Origin of the sequence: Rhizobium sp. N324 (assembly GCF_001664485.1) — a bacterium.
In the GTDB taxonomy this organism is placed as follows: Bacteria; Pseudomonadota; Alphaproteobacteria; order Rhizobiales; family Rhizobiaceae; genus Rhizobium.
Genome location: NZ_CP013630.1, coordinates 2,762,915 through 2,778,794, shown reverse-complemented (window position 1 = coordinate 2,778,794; position 15,880 = coordinate 2,762,915). Strand labels below are relative to the sequence as shown.

Here is a 15,880-nt window from a genome sequence, read left to right as displayed (position 1 = left end):
TGTAACTTGATTCATGCGACGCGCTTTAGCTGTTGTTTTTATCCATGTCGTTATCCGGGCACCGCTGCACACTTCCCGGCGACATGCATTAAATCGCAATCTGTTCGCCGAGTTCGACGACGCGGTTTGACGGCAGGTTGAAGTAATCGGAAGGATCGATCGCCAAGCCTTCCAATGCCATGAATATGCGCTCCTGCCAGCCGGGCAGGCCGGTGTTCGGCGTCCTCACGAGGTTCCGGCGGCCGAGATAGAAGGAGGTCTTCATGATCTCGAACTTGAAGCCTCCCTCCCGGCAGAGCGCCAGCGCCCTGGTGACATCAGGGTCGTCCATGAATCCGAAGGTGAGGTCAAGGCGCACGAAGCGCGGCGAGAGCTGGCTGATCTTGATGCGCCTGTTATCGGGGACATAGGGTTCGTCTTCGGTCCAGACGGTCAGGATGACGTTCTGTTCGTGGAGCACGTGGTTGTGCTTGAGATTGTGGAGCAGAACGTTCGGCGTCCGGTCCGGGACGCTGGTCAGGAAGACTGCCGTTCCCGGAACGGTGACCGGCGAATGGTCTGACTTTCGCTCGATCGATCTGATGAAGGAATCGAGCGGGATCTCATTGTTGGCGCGCAGTCTCTTCAAATAGGCCTGCCCGCGGGTCCATGTCCACATCAGGATCATGATCGCCAGCGCAAGGGCGACCGGAACCCAGCCGCCATCGTAGATCTTCAAGAGGTTGGCCGCCAGGAACAGGACTTCGATGATGAAGAGTGGCAGCAGCAGGGCAGCGGCGAGCACGAGGGAGTAGCCCCAGACGGCGCGGAGGAACTGGAAGACCAGCATGGTCGAGATGACCATGGTTCCGGTCACCGAGATGCCGTAGGCCGTCGCCAGCGACTCGGAGTCGCCGAAAGAAAAGATCAGCATCAAGACGCCGACCAGCAGGAGAAGATTGACGCTCGGCACATAGATCTGGCCGGTGTTGGTCTCCGACGTGAACTTGATCCGCAGCCGCGGCAGGAAGCCGAGGTGAACCGCCGAGCGGGCCAGCGAAAACGCACCTGTTATGACAGCCTGGCTGGCGATGATCGTCGCCATCGTCGCCAGCAGAACCACCGGCAGCAAGGCCCAATCAGGATACATCAGAAAGAATGGGTTGGCAGCCGTTTCGGGATGGGCGAGAACGAGCGCGCCTTGTCCGAGATAGTTGAGGAGCAATGCCGGAAAGACGAGCACGAACCATGCCGTCTGGATCGGGCGGCGCCCGAAATGCCCGAGATCGGCATAGAGCGCTTCGCAGCCGGTGACGGTCAGAAAGACGGCGCCGAGCACGATGAGGCCGATAGTGCCGGCATGGGTGAGGAACAGGAATGCATTGACCGGATTGAGCGCCTCCAGAATCGTCCAGTCGTCACCGATATGGATCAGACCGCCCGCCGCCATGGCCAGAAACCACAATACCGTGATCGGCCCGAAAAACATCGAGACGGCAGCCGTTCCCCGCGACTGGACACCAAACAGAACGATCATGATCGCCGCCGAGGCGAGCGGGACATAGTCCGCAAAGGCCGGGGTGACCAGCTTCAGGCCTTCGAGCGCCGACATGACCGACAGGGCAGGCGTGATCATCGCATCGCCGATGAAGAGAGCCGCTCCGATCAGGCCGGCGAAGAAGAGCACGGGTACGTTTCGCCCCATTTTTTTCATCAGGAGGGCGAGAAGCGAAAGCGTGCCGCCTTCGCCGTCATTGTCCGCCCTGAGAAGGAAGAGTACATATTTGAAGGTCACAATGATCGTCAGCGTCCAGACCATCAGCGAAATGAGCCCGATGACCTCGGCCTCGTGCACGCCGTCGGCGGCAAAGGGCCTCAGCGCCTCACGAAGGGCATAGAGCGGGCTGGTGCCGATATCGCCATAGACGACGCCGATCGCGCCGACAACCAGCCCGGCAAAGCCCTTTCGGCTGGCAGCTTCACCCGTCTTGTCTGCATGTGTTGACGTCATGATTCCCCACTCATGCCACCTGGCCATGAACACAAACATATGCCGCATTGCAGAACGGCAAGTAAATTGATGTGGATGCGAATTTTTTGTGAGGGGTGGAGGCGGGATAAGGAGGGCAGTATCCCCGCGTGGGATCACAGAGCGGGTGCACCGGCGACTGCTTCTGGTGAGCCGTCAACGCTTATGAACCGGCCGGCGGCGCCCACATGCTGACAGGAACTGTCAGCAACGGTGGGAGATAACCGGGAGCCGGCGATTTTGGGCCCAGTCGCCATTTCGTCAGAATGTCCGGCTATGCCGCCCGGATGCCTGGGCTTCAATCCCACCAATCGGAGCAAGTCCCGAGATGAAGCCGCATCATCGCATTTTCTTCATTCAATTTGCCGTGGCCCTTTCCGTCGGTGCCTTTCTTTCGCGGCTGCCCGACCTTCAACGCAAATTCAGCCTTGCTGAAGGAGAACTCGGCCTTTTGCTCGCCGTCTTGTCCTTAGGGGTTCTCTGCGGGCTGACCTTCTCGGCGAGGTTGATCGAGAGGCTCGGTGCGCGCAGAACCGCCTTCGTCACTGTCTTCGGCGCCTCGCTGTTCTTGGCGCTGATCCCTTGGATGCCTTCCGCTTCGCTGGCGGTGCCGTTGTTCTTCATTGCCGGTATTTTCACCGGGGCATTCGAGATCAACGCCAATATCGAAACCGATCGCCATGAGGCGCTGCTCGGATACCGCATCATGAGCCGCGCTCACGGCATGTGGAGCCTCGGCTTCTGCCTCACCGCCCTTGTTGCCGCCGTCATGCGGCAGGCTGCCGTCTCCATCGAACTGCATATCTTCATCACCCTCATGATTGTCTTGATTGCCGGGTCGATTGTCTTCTCCAGGATCGAGAATGCCCCCAAGCGGCGCGACGCTCACCCCGGACATGCTCCGCTTGTCGCCTTTCCTACCCTCGGGCTGCTGCCCCTTTGCCTCGTCGGCGCAGCTCCGCTTCTGGCCGAAGGCGCAAGCGTCGATTGGTCGGCGATCTATATGCGGGACGTCTTTGCGGTCGAACCATTCGTCGGCGGGCTCGGCGTGACCATCTTCTCCCTGCTGATCGCCATCGGACGGCTCGGCATGGATCCCGTCGTCGACCGCTTCAATCCGCGCCCGGTGGCAATAACTCTTCTTGGCATCACGGCCATCGGTGTGGTGATGGTTGCGACGGCAACGCACCCTTTTGTCGCGCTCGCCGGCTTCGGCCTGACGGGGGTCGGCTGCTCCTCGGTCTATCCGCTTGTCATCTCGGCTGCGGCCCGACGCACGGATCGACCCGCGCCGGTCAGCGTTGCAGCACTCGGGCAGACGACGTTTCTCGTGTTTTTCGCCGGGCCGCCACTGCTCGGATTCGTTGCCGAACACGTCGGCATCCGTTTTTCCTACTGGGCGGTCGTCCCCGTTCTCGCCGCGGCGCTTCTGGTTACCAGGGCGCTTGCCGCCGATCCTGCTCCGACTGCAGATCAGCCCGAGCCGGTACAACCACACGGTTGACCCGCTGCGCCGGCCGTCTGCCGTTCGGCATCGTCCATCTCCGCAACCGTTGGGATGGTGGACCATCAGCTTTGGCCGTTGAATAGGCGCTGGCGTGATGTATTTCTCGTCGAAACCAAGTATTACTACGGCTATCCTAAATATAGCTCGTATAGGTGATGGCCGGGCTCGCTCGCTGCTGTCAACTTTTTGGTGAATGAACTTGTTGCTCAATCACTTGCGGGTGCGGTCCGTCCTACCCAGAAGGAACCTGGATTGGATGACGAAGTTCTAGCCTGTCTGGCCGACAAAACATGGGGTTCGGAGGGTTTGTGGTGGCCGTATCCGGCCGCGAACCAGGCCTGCCAGCAGCGGTTTCGCGCCTTGCTTCGGACCAATTTTCGCCGCCAAAATGCCAGTATTAGTTGCTTCTAAATCACGCCATAATTGACCTCTACGTTGCCGCGCCTGTTTTATTCTTCGCCACATTTCGGAATTTTCAGCGTTATACAAACAATGGTGGGTAACTATGAAGGTTATTCTCGTCATCGTCCTCACGGTGCTTGCCGTGCCCTGTGAGGCGGACATGCTGGGCACGGCATCGAAGTACAAGAGCATGCACGAACGCTCTATCTCCTTCCTGAGCATCAATCCCCGCAAGGTATCGTGGTGCGGGGCCTTCCTGGCCTTTGTCGCCAAGCGATCTTCGCGACAGCCGCCGCCCAACCCCAACATGGCGGTGTCCTGGAGGAAGTTCGGCAAGCCGGTGTTCTTCGGCGCCGCCAGGCGAGGGGATGTCGTGGTGATCCGCACTGGCAGGCGCTTTCACGTCAGCCTTTTCGATCACATCGACCAACGCCGGCAATATGTCTACCTGTTCGGCGGCAATCAATCCAACCGGGTGCAACTCTCCAGGTATCGCGCTAGCTCAGTCGTGGCGGTGCGACGATGATGCCGGCTCGGCCTCTGCGACGCTGATTTCGCCACCGTACTTTAAGAGCGTCCTTCCTTCGATCGCGGCGCGTTTAGAGTTTGCGCGCCCTGATATGCAGGAAGATTGGCGCGATGCGGGTGTCGGCGACGACAGGCTCGGCCTTTGCCAGCTCCGGAGACGCGGTCGGCTCACCGAAGGCCTCTATCGTCAGCCCCGCGTCGACGATCATCGAAACCCAGGTCGACAGCGTCCGGTGAAAGCGCGGGATGGCAAAGGGCGTCAGCATCTCCCGCTCCGCTTGGGGGATGGAGGAAAAGATCCAGCGCTCGATCTGGCCGTCGCTCTCGTCGAAATAGTCGGCGATCTCTACCGCAACCCGCTCGCCGGCCTCGTTGCGGATATTGCGGCGCGTCGGCGGCATGAAACACGGATGAAGGATGGAAAATTGCAGGAAGCCGCCGGGTTTCAGGACGTGGTGGATGCCCTTCAGCACCTGGCGCTGGTCGGCCATGTCCATCATCGACATGAAGGCGGTGACGAAATCGAAATTCGCTTCCGGGAAATCAATGCATTGGCCGTCGCCGAGGATGTAATCGATGCCGAGCGGCACCTGCATCTCGGTCTCGCGGGCATAACGAATGAAGGTCGGCGCGATGTCGAGGCCGGTCATGCGGGCGCCGAGACGGGCGACGGCGCGGGTATTCGAGCCTTCGCCGCAACCGAGGTCGAGCCCGGCAAGGCCAGCGACCGGCGGCAGCATCTCGAGAAAGGCCGGCGTATTTAGCGCGTCGCGATATTTGTCGTAGCCGGCCCGGCTATAAATCGTCCAGGTCTCGGCATTGCTCTCCCAATGGGCGGCGACGTCGCTGGCTTTCATGGCTCTGCTCCTCTGCGCGATCGGAATGGGCGGGGAGCTATAGTCGCAGCGGGAGATTGGAGCAAGAACGTCCACGCCGCACCTCGTAGAATGCAGGGGACTTGATGCGCCGCAACGGAAGTATCACCCCCGGTCGACGCTCCTGAATGCGGCAATGATGCTCTCCACCGCCAGTTCCGCCTGATCCGATGTCGTCTGGAAATTGGTGACGGAGAGGCGCAGCACGTCGCGGCCGTGCCATTTGGCGCCGCCAGCGAAGATCAGGCCGTCCGCCTGGATCCTTTCGATCGTCTTTCGGGTGAGGGCATCGCCTTCTTCATCCGGGCGGCTGGCTCCGAAGCGGATGACGAGCTGGTTCAGTGTGACCTCGTTCAGAATGGCGATGCCGGGTTCGCGGGCGAGCAGGTCGGCTGCCAGCCGCGCCGAGGCGCAGCACTGGTCGATGAGGGCGGCCACACCGTCGCGGCCGAGATGTTTCAGCATCGCCCAGGTGGCAAAGCCGCGCGCCCTCCTTGATAGCTCCGGCACGTAATGGGAAGGATCGCGTTCACCTTCGCCGGCGAGCGGCAGATAGCTTGCGGCGATCGTCATGGCGCGGCGATGAGCGATTTCGTTGCGGACGATCGCATAGCCGCAATCATAGGGCGTCTGCAGCCATTTGTGACCGTCGGTCGCCCAGCTGTCGGCGGCTTCGATGCCGCGGCTGAGATGGCTGGTCTTCACCGACGCCTGCGCCCAGAGGCCGAAGGCGCCGTCGATATGCACCCAGGCGCGCTTCGCCTTCAACAGCGGAATAATGGCGGCGAAATTGTCGAATGCGCCGGTATTGATCTGCCCCGCCTGGAGAATGGCGATGGCCGGACCGGATACCCTCTCGAGCGCGTCCGCCAGCGCGGCCGGGTCTATCCGTCCCACCGGATCGGTGCGCACGCGCAGCACGCGATCATGGCCGAGGCCCAGGAATTGCAGCGCGGAGAACACCGTCGTGTGGGCGTCGTCACCGATCAGCACGGTGATCTCGGGCGCCCCGAACAGGCCGTTGGCATCGGCATCCCAGCCGGCTTGGTGCAGCACCTCGCCGCGCGCGGCGGCAAGACAGGTGAAATTCGCGACCGTCGCGCCCGTGACGAAGCCGACCGAGCATTCGGCCGGCAGCTTCAGAAGATCCAGAAGCCATCTCGCAGCGACAGTCTCGACGGCGGCTGCGGCCGGGGCAGCGGTATGGTTTCCGGCATTCTGGCCCCAGGCGCTGGTGAGAAAATCTGCTGCGACGCCGACGGGATGGGAGCCGCCGATGACCCAGCCGAAGAAGCGTGGGCCGGTGGTTGCATGCAGCCCAGGTTCGGCGTCATTTGCCAACTGCCTGATAACGTCAAGCATGTCAGAGCCGGCCGCCGGCAGTTGCTCGTCAAAGGAGGCAAGCGAGGTTGCGTAGTTGTGAGCGGGCGTATGGCGGGAAGGCACTGCCTGCCGAAACCCCGCCGCAAGCCGGGCGGCTTCCTGAAACAGAGATGAAATTGCCGACATCGGGATCCCCCTGCCGCCGACCGTTCGCCCTGGAGGCCCCTCGATGCAAGCTGTCGGTGCAGGCAGTCTAGCCGATATTGCCGACGCTGTCTTGGCGGGAAAACATAAGATCTATCCTAGGCGCCGCTGACCCTTGCGGCACTAGGCACCGCGCCGGCATCCAGCATGACCGCCTTGGGGAGGGCGGCATGGATGTGAAATTGGGTGGGCTCCAGCGGCGCATTGACGGTTTCCGGTCGGAAGCCTGCGACAGCCATCGTCGACGCGCATCTCGCCTTTACCGGGATGACCAAGATAAATCGAGCAGTACGGGAGATATTTCCTGAAACTCGCCAATAACTACATTATATGGCGCCGTTGAATTCTGAATTTTATTGGTCTTGTCTAAAATCTATTGCCTTCTCTCTAAGTATCGTTCAATGATGCGGAAATATCATTCGCGCCGCTGTCAAGGACGCTCTGCCAATCAGCGAGGGATATGCACTGAAATATTTCGTTCTCTATACGCTGGCGTGCATGATGGTCGGGATAATTTTTCTCGTTATTATCCATCAGATTGCGCCCTTCACGATGGACAAGCCGGGCGACCAAACGACCGAGTGGTCGACTGATGGTTCGGCGACGGGGGCGAGCGACCAACCTGATGACCTGGTTGTAGGCTCGACACCTGAGCCGGCGACCAACCCACCAGCCGTGCGGCCGCCCGATCAATGGGACCTCCGGCCGACGAACCAACCGACCGTCGGGCCGTCCGAAACGGGCGTCCGGAAAGGCGGTCGGGTGGGAACTCCGGCGCACTAATTGCAGGGGGCCGGCGCGAGACGTTGAGGGAGCCCCTTTCCTCCTTCACTCCTGTCCTCGGGCATGCCTCATACTAGCTCAAGGGAAGAGTCTCCCTCGCCCAAGGACCTGGACGCGCTGGATCCCTGCGACATCCCTCGGGTCGAAGCCCGAGGGCAGGGATGAAGGAGGCAAGCCTTCCCTCAAATCGTCCGCTAGCATAGTTGGAATCGAATCCGCCACCTCCGCTTGCATCGGCCGGAGCTCTCTGCAATGACGATAGCGGAGATATCCCAGGAGGTTTCCCGAATGGATGCAAGCGGCGTGACGATCAGGCACATCCAGGCCGGCGAGGCGGAGGCTTTCCGGCGCATCCGTTTGGAAGCGCTTCGCACAGAACCTTCCTCCTTTGCTAGCCGCTACGAAGACTGGGCGGTTCTTTCCCTCGCGGAGTGGCGCAGCCGCCTGAGCGAGCCGGTTTTCATTGCGTTTCAGGATAATGAGCCTGTCGGCATAATGGGCCTGTTGCGGCAGCGGTCGAGCAAGATGGCCCATCGCGCGACGATCATCATGGTCTATATCGCAAAGAGCCTGCGCGGCACCGGTCTTGCCGGGAGGCTGCTCGACGTCGTCTCCGATCATGCGCGCCATATCGGCATCCGGCAGTTGGAACTCTTCGTCAGCGCGGAGAACCCGGCGGCCATCCGGTTTTATCAACGGCAGGGTTTCTCCGAGGTCGGCAGGATTCCTGCCGGGGTTCTGGAAGAGGGCAGGGAGATCGACGACGTTATCATGGCCCGCCGATTGGTCGATTAGGCCTCACGCGGAATTTTGGCGCAACCGCTCTCCTCTATTGACCTCAAGCGCGGTTGGGGTCGCAGGATGCCGGCACTAGAGCCTTTCCTGGTTAGATTGAAGCATTCTGTTGGCTCAAACGGAGTCGGATGGTCGACCGGCCGGCGCGCGTCGTAGCCCAGCTCTACGGCCAAGCCGGCCGGTCGATCAGCCGGCCCGTTTCAGCCAACCCTCCCGCAGATTTGCCAGGCAAATCTGCAAGACTTGGGAATCGCCGGACGCACTGATCGCTTCGCCGTGGCGAAGCGGTGCGGCCGGTGGGCCGGGCATCTTTCCGCCAAGGCAGAGGCGATCGGCTGGGACGTACCTGGGGGTATGCCCGTCGCCAATCGCCTCTGCCCTGAGGAAAACCTGCTCCGGCAGAATGCTTCAATCTGACCAGGAAAGACTCTAAGCTGGAGGTTTGCCGTGACAAAAATTCTGAGGGACGAGGATCTGGCCGGCAACGCGTTAATGGGCGTGGCGATCGACGCGCCCGAGACCGCTTTTCTCGCGAGAGCCGGCAATCGGCTGGTTTCTCCGCCCCGACATCATGTGTCCTTTGCCGATCGAGGTGATCTCGTCTTCACAGTCGGCGGTATCCTTGGCGACAAACCGCTCGCGGGTTTCCGCGTGTACGAAACATTCGAAGGGGCGGAGCATTCGCAGATCGTCGCGGTATGGTCGGCCGACGACGCCAGGCTGAAGGGCATCATTCTCGGGGAACGCCTCGGCAACCTCAGGACCGGTGCTATCGGAGGCCTCGCCGTTCGCTATCTCAGCGCGCCCAGCGCCAGGGTCGTCGGCATCCTCGGCAGCGGAGCGCAAGCGCGAACCCAGCTTGCCGCGGCCGCCGCCGTTCGAAAGCTCGACCGCGCCCGCGTCTACAGCCGTGACGAGACAAATCGCGCCGCCTTCGCAAGCGAGATGCAGCACGCCCTGGGGCTGGAGGTGGAGCCTGTCGGCAGCGTGTCGGAAGCCGTCGATGACGCCGACATCGTCATCTGCGCGACGACGAGCCGAACGCCCGTCATCCATGCGCGTGATCTGAAGCCCGGCGTGCACGTCAACACCGTCGGCCCGAAAACGCTTCAGGGATACGAACTCGGCTTTGATGTCGCCGATGCCGCGGCGGTGATCGCGACGGATTCCCCCGAGCAGACCCGCGCTTACGCGTCCCCCTTTTTTCTCGCCGGCTCCGGCAACGAGGCTCGCATGGCCGACCTTGCCGACATCATTGCCGGGAAGGCGGCCGGGCGAGGATCGTCCGGGGAGACGACGCTGTTTTGCTCGGTCGGCCTCGCGGGAACCGAAGTCGTCGTCGCTTCGGCAATCCTCGATAGGCTGGGGGCGACGGCGTAGGATTTGATTCAAGGACAAGCTTTAAGCTTTTGTTTTGATGTCGGTTGTCGTTGAGATTCGTCAGCCGCCGGAGCACCGGCCTCGTCCTTCGAAGCCCCTTAGGGGCACCTCAGGATGAGGCTCTCTTGGGGGCGCGAGCGGCGACCTAACAGTAGCCGTTCATACCCCTTATCACCCTAGACCCAGGACATCCCGCATGCCGTATTCGCCGGGTGCGCGTCCCGCGATCCAGCGGGCGGCGGCAAGGGCGCCGCGGGCAAACATGCCGCGATCGAGAGCCGAATGTGAAAGCGTCACGACTTCCTCGGCGGCGGCAAAGAGCACGCTGTGTTCTCCGACCAGCCCACCGGCGCGCAGGACGGCGAAGCCGATTTCGCCGGGCGGACGCTCGCCGGTGATGCCGTCGCGCCCGCGCCGCTCGACGGAGGCCAGGGAAACGCCGCGGCCCTCGGCGGCGGCTTCACCGAGCATCAGCGCCGTGCCGGATGGTGCGTCGATCTTCCTGTTATGGTGGGCTTCGAGAATTTCGATATCCCAGCCCTGCGCGGGAAGGGCGCGGGCGGCTTGGGCCACCAAGCCGAGCAGCATGTTGAGGCCGATGGAGAAATTGCCGGAGCGGAGGATCGGAATCGTCCGGGCGGCCTCTGCGATCCGCTCCAGCTCATCCGGCTCGAAGCCCGTCGCCCCGATCACCAGGGCCGGTCCGCCGGCCGAAGCGCACAAGCCGGCAAGTTCGGCGGCGGCACGTCCGGTGGTGAAATCCAGGATCACGTCGGCGGCCGCGATCGCGGCCGAACGGTCGATCAGCCCTTTACCGATGGAACCGGGACGACCGATCCCGCCGACGACCGCAAAAGCCGGATCGGCGGCCAGCAGCGGCAGGATGGCGCGACCCATGTGGCCGTTCGCGCCGGCGACCGCTATTTTGATTGGTGATGTCACAGTCTTTCCTTGCTGCGATATTGCCGATGGAGGGGCTGTTTTCATCCGGCGTTCGCGCCGAAGAAAGGGATCTGCAACTACCGCACTTCCGCTCCCGGTGCAAAGCGGGGATCTCTCCGGCCGTCCTCGTGAACGTCTGGCTCCCTTACCAGTTGCCGGGGTCAGCGGTGTGGTCGATGCTGGCGAATTCATCCGCCTTTTCCCGATCCAGCTTCACCTCCATGGTCACCCCTGTCTCGTCGGCGACCGCGTAGCGGTCGGGGAGCGGTTCTTTTGATAGTTCCTGATAGAGGAGCAGCGCGGCCTCCTCGGCGGTATCGGCCTCGATCTCCCGGGTGAGGGTAACGGTGAATTTATGCATGGTTCGGCCCTTTCGATCGGCGCGCAGGCGATGCGCAGCTTGCGCAGTTTGACACGAGTTTAGTGGCAAGGACACAAAAAGCGTGCCGCTTAGATTTTGATTCATGCGACGGCTTCAGGTCTTTGTTTTTATGAGTCTGTGTCGACCTCGCCAGTGGTGCCGCACCGCCTCATCCAAGCATGAACCCTTGTTATGCAACGACGTTGGATATCGCATCGGCCGAAGCGCTTACCAGAGTGAACTTACCGTCGCAAAGGCGATAGAACCCGTCCTGGGGAACGGGTAGCTCCAGCATTTCCCGCTTTGAAAGGCCGCAATAGACACCGCGGACCAATCTGCCAAACAGCCCGTGAGAAATCGCAACTGTCGGTCCATGTAAGGCTGCGAGCCAGTCCTTCGCCCGGGCACAGGCAGCATCGAAGCCTTCCCCGTCGGGAGATTTGAAATACCAATCGAAGGCGTCGGATCCGTCCAGCATTCCTGGAAACTCGTTGTCGATTTCGAACTCGGTCATGCCGTCCCAAGAGCCGATGGTCACCTCCATCAACCGTGGTTCCAGACGGGCCGCCAGTGGCAATATCCGTTTCACGCGAGCCGCAGTCTCCCGGGTGCGGCCTAGCGGGCTGACGTGGAGTTGGAATGACTGCGCACCCCCTGCAAGTTCCTCTTTCAACAGCTTCGCAGCCTGTTTGGCCTGTTCGACACCGCGTTCCGTCAGCGGTGAATCTTTCTGGCCTTGGAAGCGGCCCAAGCTGTTCCAAAAGGTCTCGCCGTGGCGAAGCAGGTAAATCATCAGCGTTTTTCCAGGCCGGTCAATGCAACAAGTGCAGGTCTGTTGAACCGAAGAGGGCGGTTGTAACAACTCATGCTACAGACCGATTATGACCGCAATTGCGCGACCCATCCGAGCCCGGTCTTCTGTAACCGGCGCTTTGGGGTCATTTGGCAGCACGCGGTGATCGCCACCGGGAAATTGTTTATGCGGGCTGGAGAAAGACGGTTTGCCTCTTATTTCAGGGAGGAATCCGAACCGAAGAGCGAAAGGACCCGCGCAATGGCAAAGAACACGATCTGCGTATGGTATGACAAAGACGCCGAAGCGGCGGCCCGCTTTTATGCGGCGACGTTTCCCGACAGTGCGGTCGGCGCCGTCATTCGGGCACCGGGAGATTATCCGGATGGCAAGCAGGGAGACGTGCTGGTCGTTGAATTTACCGTGGCGGGTGTTGCCTGCATCGGCCTGAATGGTGGCCCTGCATTCAAACACAGCGAAGCCTTCTCGTTCCAGATCGCCACCGACGATCAGGAAGAAACCGATCGCTACTGGAACGCCATCGTCGGCAATGGCGGCCAGGAAAGCGAGTGTGGCTGGTGCAAGGACAAATGGGGTGTGTCCTGGCAGATCACGCCGCGTGTTCTCTCCGAAGCGCTGACGGCAGGAGGTGGTGAGGCAAAGCGTGCTTTCGATGCGATGATGACGATGAGGAAGATCGATATCGCGGCAATCGAGGCCGCCCGGCGCGGCTGAGGCGCCGGTCCGCAGCCAAGAGATGCCAGGCTGTCAGAACCAGAGGTCGCGCACGCAGCGCCCTTTGGACGGCAGGTCTTCGAACGTGTCCAAGCCGTCGAAGTGATCGATGGGCAGGTCGGCGACGAGATCCGGCGGCGCAAGCCGCATGTTGACCGCCATGCGCCGGCGGCCATCCTTTTGAAGCCGCAGGCCACGCCAGCTCAAGACGCAGGCGCAGGATGGGCAGAACAAGATTTCGAGGGACGAGGTTTCCCGGCCGGAGCGGGTGTAGGAGGCGGTTTCCCCATTGAGAGCGATCCGCTCTCCTTCGTAATCATAGGCCCAGAGGGTGCCGTAGCGGCGGCAGAGGGTGCAGTTGCAGGCGGTGATTGAGCCGGGATCGCCTTCGAGCGTCCAGCTTGCCTTGCCGCAATGACATGAGCCCGTCAGCATGAGTGTTCGTTCGATCCTGCTGTCTCCGCTGGGCGCATCCTGCCCCAATCGCGCGGTGACTGCAATTGAGGCTTCCAGTGCCTCGCCTTTGCCACCCGCGCCAGGCTCTGTTTCGGCGATATTTCCGATCTGTAAAATTTCTAGTTGAGATGGCGGCCGAAAGATGATCCCATGCCACGTGGCGTAGCCCCGAGTCCACGCTTCCTCCCAATTTTGATCCGAGCGGCCCATGTCGATTTCCGATGCGATCTACCGTCCCTTCGAAACGTTGATCCGGCCGCTCGACATTCCCTACCGGCCGCTGCCTTCCAAAGGTCCGGTGACGGTGCTCCTGCACTTCATCTCGATGTTTCGCGGCGTGCTGATCGCGCTTGCGCTTTGTTCCATGGTGTTCGAGTTGATCAACCTGACGATCGTCTGGGGACTTTCGGTCATCGTCGATGGCGTGACGCAACAGGGCGCCGCCGCCTTCCTGCACAATGAATGGCTGCTGTTGACCGTTCTCGGCTTCCTGATCTTTCCGGTCATGCCGATCCTGTCGTTCATGCTGAATACGCTGAACTCGCATACTTTAGGCATCGGCATGCCGGCTGCCATTCAATGGCAGGGACATAAGGCAGTGGAGCGGCAAGACCTTGCCTTCTTCCATGATCTCTATGCCGGCCAGGTTGCCTCACGCCTCTCGCAGGTATCCTCCGCCGTCCAGCAGCAGATCCTTGCCGGCTTCCAGTCCATCCCGCGCTTCCTGATGCAACTGGTGGGCTCCGTGATCCTGCTGAGCGCACTCGCCTGGCAGCTTGCCCTGCCTGTCGTCGTCTGGATCGCGCTCAACATCGCATTCACCGCCAGGGTCGTGCCTGTTTTCGTCGAGCGCTCACGCCGCACCGCCAAGCAGCGCAGCCTGGTCGCCGGCGCCATCACCGATCTTTATACCAACATGCAGGTGATCAAGCAGTTTGCGGCCGAAGACAGCGAGGCCGGCGCCATCCGCCGCATCATCCAGAAGACCGTGCAGACGCAGCACAGCGAACAGCGTATCTATCGCTCGTCGGAAGTGACGGTCGTCATTCTCAACACGCTGCTGTGGCTGACCATGCTGTCGATCGGATTTTCCGGCCTTGTCAAAGGTTTCCTCACGGTCGGCGAGTTTGTCGGCGCGGTCTACATCCTCAACCGGCTGTCGTCGCAGATCTTCGTCTTCCTGCAGATGGGCCAGCAGATCTTCCAGGCGATCGGCACGATCAAGGACGCCATGCCCGTCATGACCACGCCTCCGACAATCACCGACCGGCCGGATGCGACCGAGCTTGACGTTCAGCGCGGTGAAATCCGTTTCGAGAACCTTCACTTCGCCTACAAGACGGGCAAATCCGTCATCGACGACCTGTCGCTGACGGTCCGGCCCGGCGAGAAGGTGGGCCTGGTCGGCCTTTCCGGCGCCGGCAAGACCACGCTCGCAAACCTGCTTCTGCGCTTCTACGACATCAAGGACGGCGCGATTCTGATCGACGGGCAGGATATCCGCACCGTCACCCAGTCCAGTCTTCGCCGCGCGATCGGGGTCATCGCGCAGGATGTCGCCGTGCTGCACCGGTCGGTCGGCGACAATATCCGCTACGGCCGGCCGGAGGCGACGCGGGATGAGATCGAACGGGTGACGAAGATGGCGAGCGCCGACGCCTTTATCGCCGATCTGACCGACAGCGAGGGCCGCAAGGGCTACGACGCCTTCGTCGTCGACCGCGGCATCAAACTGTCCGGCGGCCAGCGGCAACGCGTGGCGATTGCCCGCGTTCTGCTGAAGGACGCGCCGATCCTGGTGCTCGACGAAGCGACTTCCGCACTCGACAGCGAATCCGAAGCCGCCATCCAGGAGCGGTTGAACCTGGTGATGGAGGGAAAGACGGTGATCGCCATCGCGCACCGGCTGTCGACCATCGCCAGGATGGACCGGATCGTCGTGCTCGATCACGGGCGGATCGTGCAGGAGGGCCGGACGAGCTGGTCGAAGGCGACGGCCTGTTTGCCCGCCTGTGGAAACGCCAGACCGGCGGCTTCATTCCTGAAGACATCGACGAGCCCTTGCCGGCCTCACCCGCGACCTGAGCGAGGAAGCGCGGCACGTCAAATTCTGTCAGCGAACCAAGAGCAGACGGCCGCCGATCAAGATCAGCGCGGCGCCCATTACCCGCTCGATACTGGCCTTAAAGCGCAGGAAACCGGCGGAAATGCGCGGATTCGAAAAGAAGAAAGCCAGGCCGCAATACCAGAGGGCTGAAAGAAGGAAGCAGGTGAGCGCGATGACGCAATAGAGCCAGGCGGGCGCGTGTGCCGGGATAACGAGCGCAAAGATACTGCCGAAGAAAGCCACCGATTTCGGATTGGTCATGCTGACGATGTAGGCGCGGCGCATGGCGGAGCGCCATGTGACTTCGCTCGGTCCCGTCGGCTTCAAGGGCCTGGACGCGTTGCGGATCATCTTCAGGCCCAGCCAGATCAGATACAGCGCGCCGGCCACCTGCAACACTATATGCAGCCATTCGAAATGGCTCAGCAGAAAACCCAATCCCGCCATCGCCATGAGGGCCCAAGTCAGGGATGCGATCGCAAGTCCGAGACCTGCAAAGAGCCCGGCAGCACGGGATACCGTCATGCTTGTGTTGGTGACGATGATGAAATTCGGTCCGGGGCTGACGAGGGAGGCGATGTAGACGCTGACGAGCAATGCGAGTGAATCGATGTAGTTCATACGGCTTTCCTGTTTTGCTGGCCAAGCCATCACTATGGTTGTGGTCGATATCGACGTCCG

The 15,880-nt window shown here is 61.4% G+C and carries 14 protein-coding genes and 1 pseudogene; 6 read left to right on the top strand and 9 right to left on the bottom strand.

Annotation, left to right across the window (positions count from 1 at the left end; all coding sequences use genetic code 11):
- Positions 1 to 88: 88 nt before the first annotated feature.
- A complete protein-coding gene (locus tag AMK05_RS13440) occupies positions 89 to 1,990 on the bottom strand; it encodes a potassium transporter Kup (protein ID WP_064841370.1) in 1,902 nt (633 codons plus the stop codon).
- Between the two features lie 346 nt (positions 1,991 to 2,336).
- Here AMK05_RS13440 and AMK05_RS13435 point away from each other — a divergent pair, with 346 nt between their 5' ends.
- Together AMK05_RS13435 and AMK05_RS13430 are read left to right on the top strand one after the other, a co-directional pair.
- Positions 2,337 to 3,512 carry an MFS transporter gene (locus AMK05_RS13435; protein WP_064839141.1) on the top strand — a complete coding sequence of 392 codons (1,176 nt, stop codon included), beginning with the start codon at positions 2,337 to 2,339 and terminating at the stop codon, positions 3,510 to 3,512.
- 508 nt (positions 3,513 to 4,020) lie between these two features.
- Positions 4,021 to 4,443 carry a TIGR02594 family protein gene (locus AMK05_RS13430; RefSeq protein ID WP_064839139.1) on the top strand — a complete coding sequence of 141 codons (423 nt, stop codon included), beginning with the start codon at positions 4,021 to 4,023 and terminating at the stop codon, positions 4,441 to 4,443.
- A 73-nt stretch (positions 4,444 to 4,516) separates the two neighbouring features.
- Here the strand turns inward: AMK05_RS13430 and AMK05_RS13425 are convergent, their stop codons facing one another.
- From AMK05_RS13425 to AMK05_RS35230, 3 genes are all read right to left on the bottom strand, one after another.
- The gene (locus tag AMK05_RS13425) at positions 4,517 to 5,302 is read right to left on the bottom strand and encodes a class I SAM-dependent methyltransferase (protein ID WP_064839137.1); all 786 of its coding nucleotides are present in this window, start codon (positions 5,300 to 5,302) and stop codon (positions 4,517 to 4,519) included.
- Between the two features lie 123 nt (positions 5,303 to 5,425).
- Positions 5,426 to 6,829, bottom strand: a complete 1,404-nt coding sequence (locus AMK05_RS13420; RefSeq protein ID WP_064839135.1) for a pyridoxal phosphate-dependent decarboxylase family protein — start codon at positions 6,827 to 6,829, stop codon at positions 5,426 to 5,428.
- Positions 6,830 to 6,945: 116 nt separating this feature from the next.
- Complete coding sequence (locus tag AMK05_RS35230; protein WP_171899785.1) at positions 6,946 to 7,086, bottom strand: hypothetical protein; 141 nt, start codon at positions 7,084 to 7,086, stop codon at positions 6,946 to 6,948.
- 832 nt (positions 7,087 to 7,918) lie between these two features.
- Here AMK05_RS35230 and AMK05_RS13410 point away from each other — a divergent pair.
- Entirely contained in the window at positions 7,919 to 8,425 is a 507-nt protein-coding gene (locus AMK05_RS13410; RefSeq protein ID WP_064839130.1) for a GNAT family N-acetyltransferase, read from the top strand.
- A 447-nt stretch (positions 8,426 to 8,872) separates the two neighbouring features.
- A complete protein-coding gene (locus tag AMK05_RS13405) occupies positions 8,873 to 9,805 on the top strand; it encodes an ornithine cyclodeaminase family protein (protein WP_064839128.1) in 933 nt (310 codons plus the stop codon).
- Between the two features lie 171 nt (positions 9,806 to 9,976).
- Here AMK05_RS13405 and dapB read toward each other — a convergent pair whose 3' ends face one another.
- The 3 genes from dapB to AMK05_RS13390 form a co-directional block, all read right to left on the bottom strand.
- Entirely contained in the window at positions 9,977 to 10,747 is a 771-nt protein-coding gene (dapB, locus tag AMK05_RS13400) for a 4-hydroxy-tetrahydrodipicolinate reductase (RefSeq protein ID WP_064839125.1), read from the bottom strand.
- Positions 10,748 to 10,892: 145 nt separating this feature from the next.
- Positions 10,893 to 11,108, bottom strand: coding sequence for a hypothetical protein (locus tag AMK05_RS13395; RefSeq protein ID WP_064839122.1), 216 nt, complete (start codon positions 11,106 to 11,108; stop codon positions 10,893 to 10,895).
- Between the two features lie 190 nt (positions 11,109 to 11,298).
- Positions 11,299 to 11,901: a histidine phosphatase family protein gene (locus AMK05_RS13390; protein ID WP_064839120.1), complete on the bottom strand. Its 603-nt coding sequence runs from the start codon at positions 11,899 to 11,901 to the stop codon at positions 11,299 to 11,301.
- Positions 11,902 to 12,162: 261 nt separating this feature from the next.
- Between AMK05_RS13390 and AMK05_RS13385 the strand changes: the two genes are divergently transcribed.
- Positions 12,163 to 12,636 (top strand): VOC family protein, encoded by a 474-nt coding sequence (locus AMK05_RS13385; RefSeq protein WP_064841369.1) that lies wholly within the window; start codon positions 12,163 to 12,165, stop codon positions 12,634 to 12,636.
- 33 nt (positions 12,637 to 12,669) lie between these two features.
- Here AMK05_RS13385 and AMK05_RS13380 read toward each other — a convergent pair whose 3' ends face one another.
- Positions 12,670 to 13,071 (bottom strand): GFA family protein, encoded by a 402-nt coding sequence (locus AMK05_RS13380; protein WP_064839118.1) that lies wholly within the window; start codon positions 13,069 to 13,071, stop codon positions 12,670 to 12,672.
- 229 nt (positions 13,072 to 13,300) lie between these two features.
- On the opposite strand from AMK05_RS13380, the pseudogene AMK05_RS13375 reads away from it, so the two are divergent.
- Positions 13,301 to 15,177, top strand: a pseudogene (locus tag AMK05_RS13375) (ABC transporter ATP-binding protein).
- A gap of 28 nt (positions 15,178 to 15,205) precedes the next feature.
- Here the strand turns inward: AMK05_RS13375 and AMK05_RS13370 are convergent.
- Positions 15,206 to 15,820: a LysE family transporter gene (locus AMK05_RS13370; protein ID WP_064839116.1), complete on the bottom strand. Its 615-nt coding sequence runs from the start codon at positions 15,818 to 15,820 to the stop codon at positions 15,206 to 15,208.
- Positions 15,821 to 15,880 lie beyond the last annotated feature (60 nt).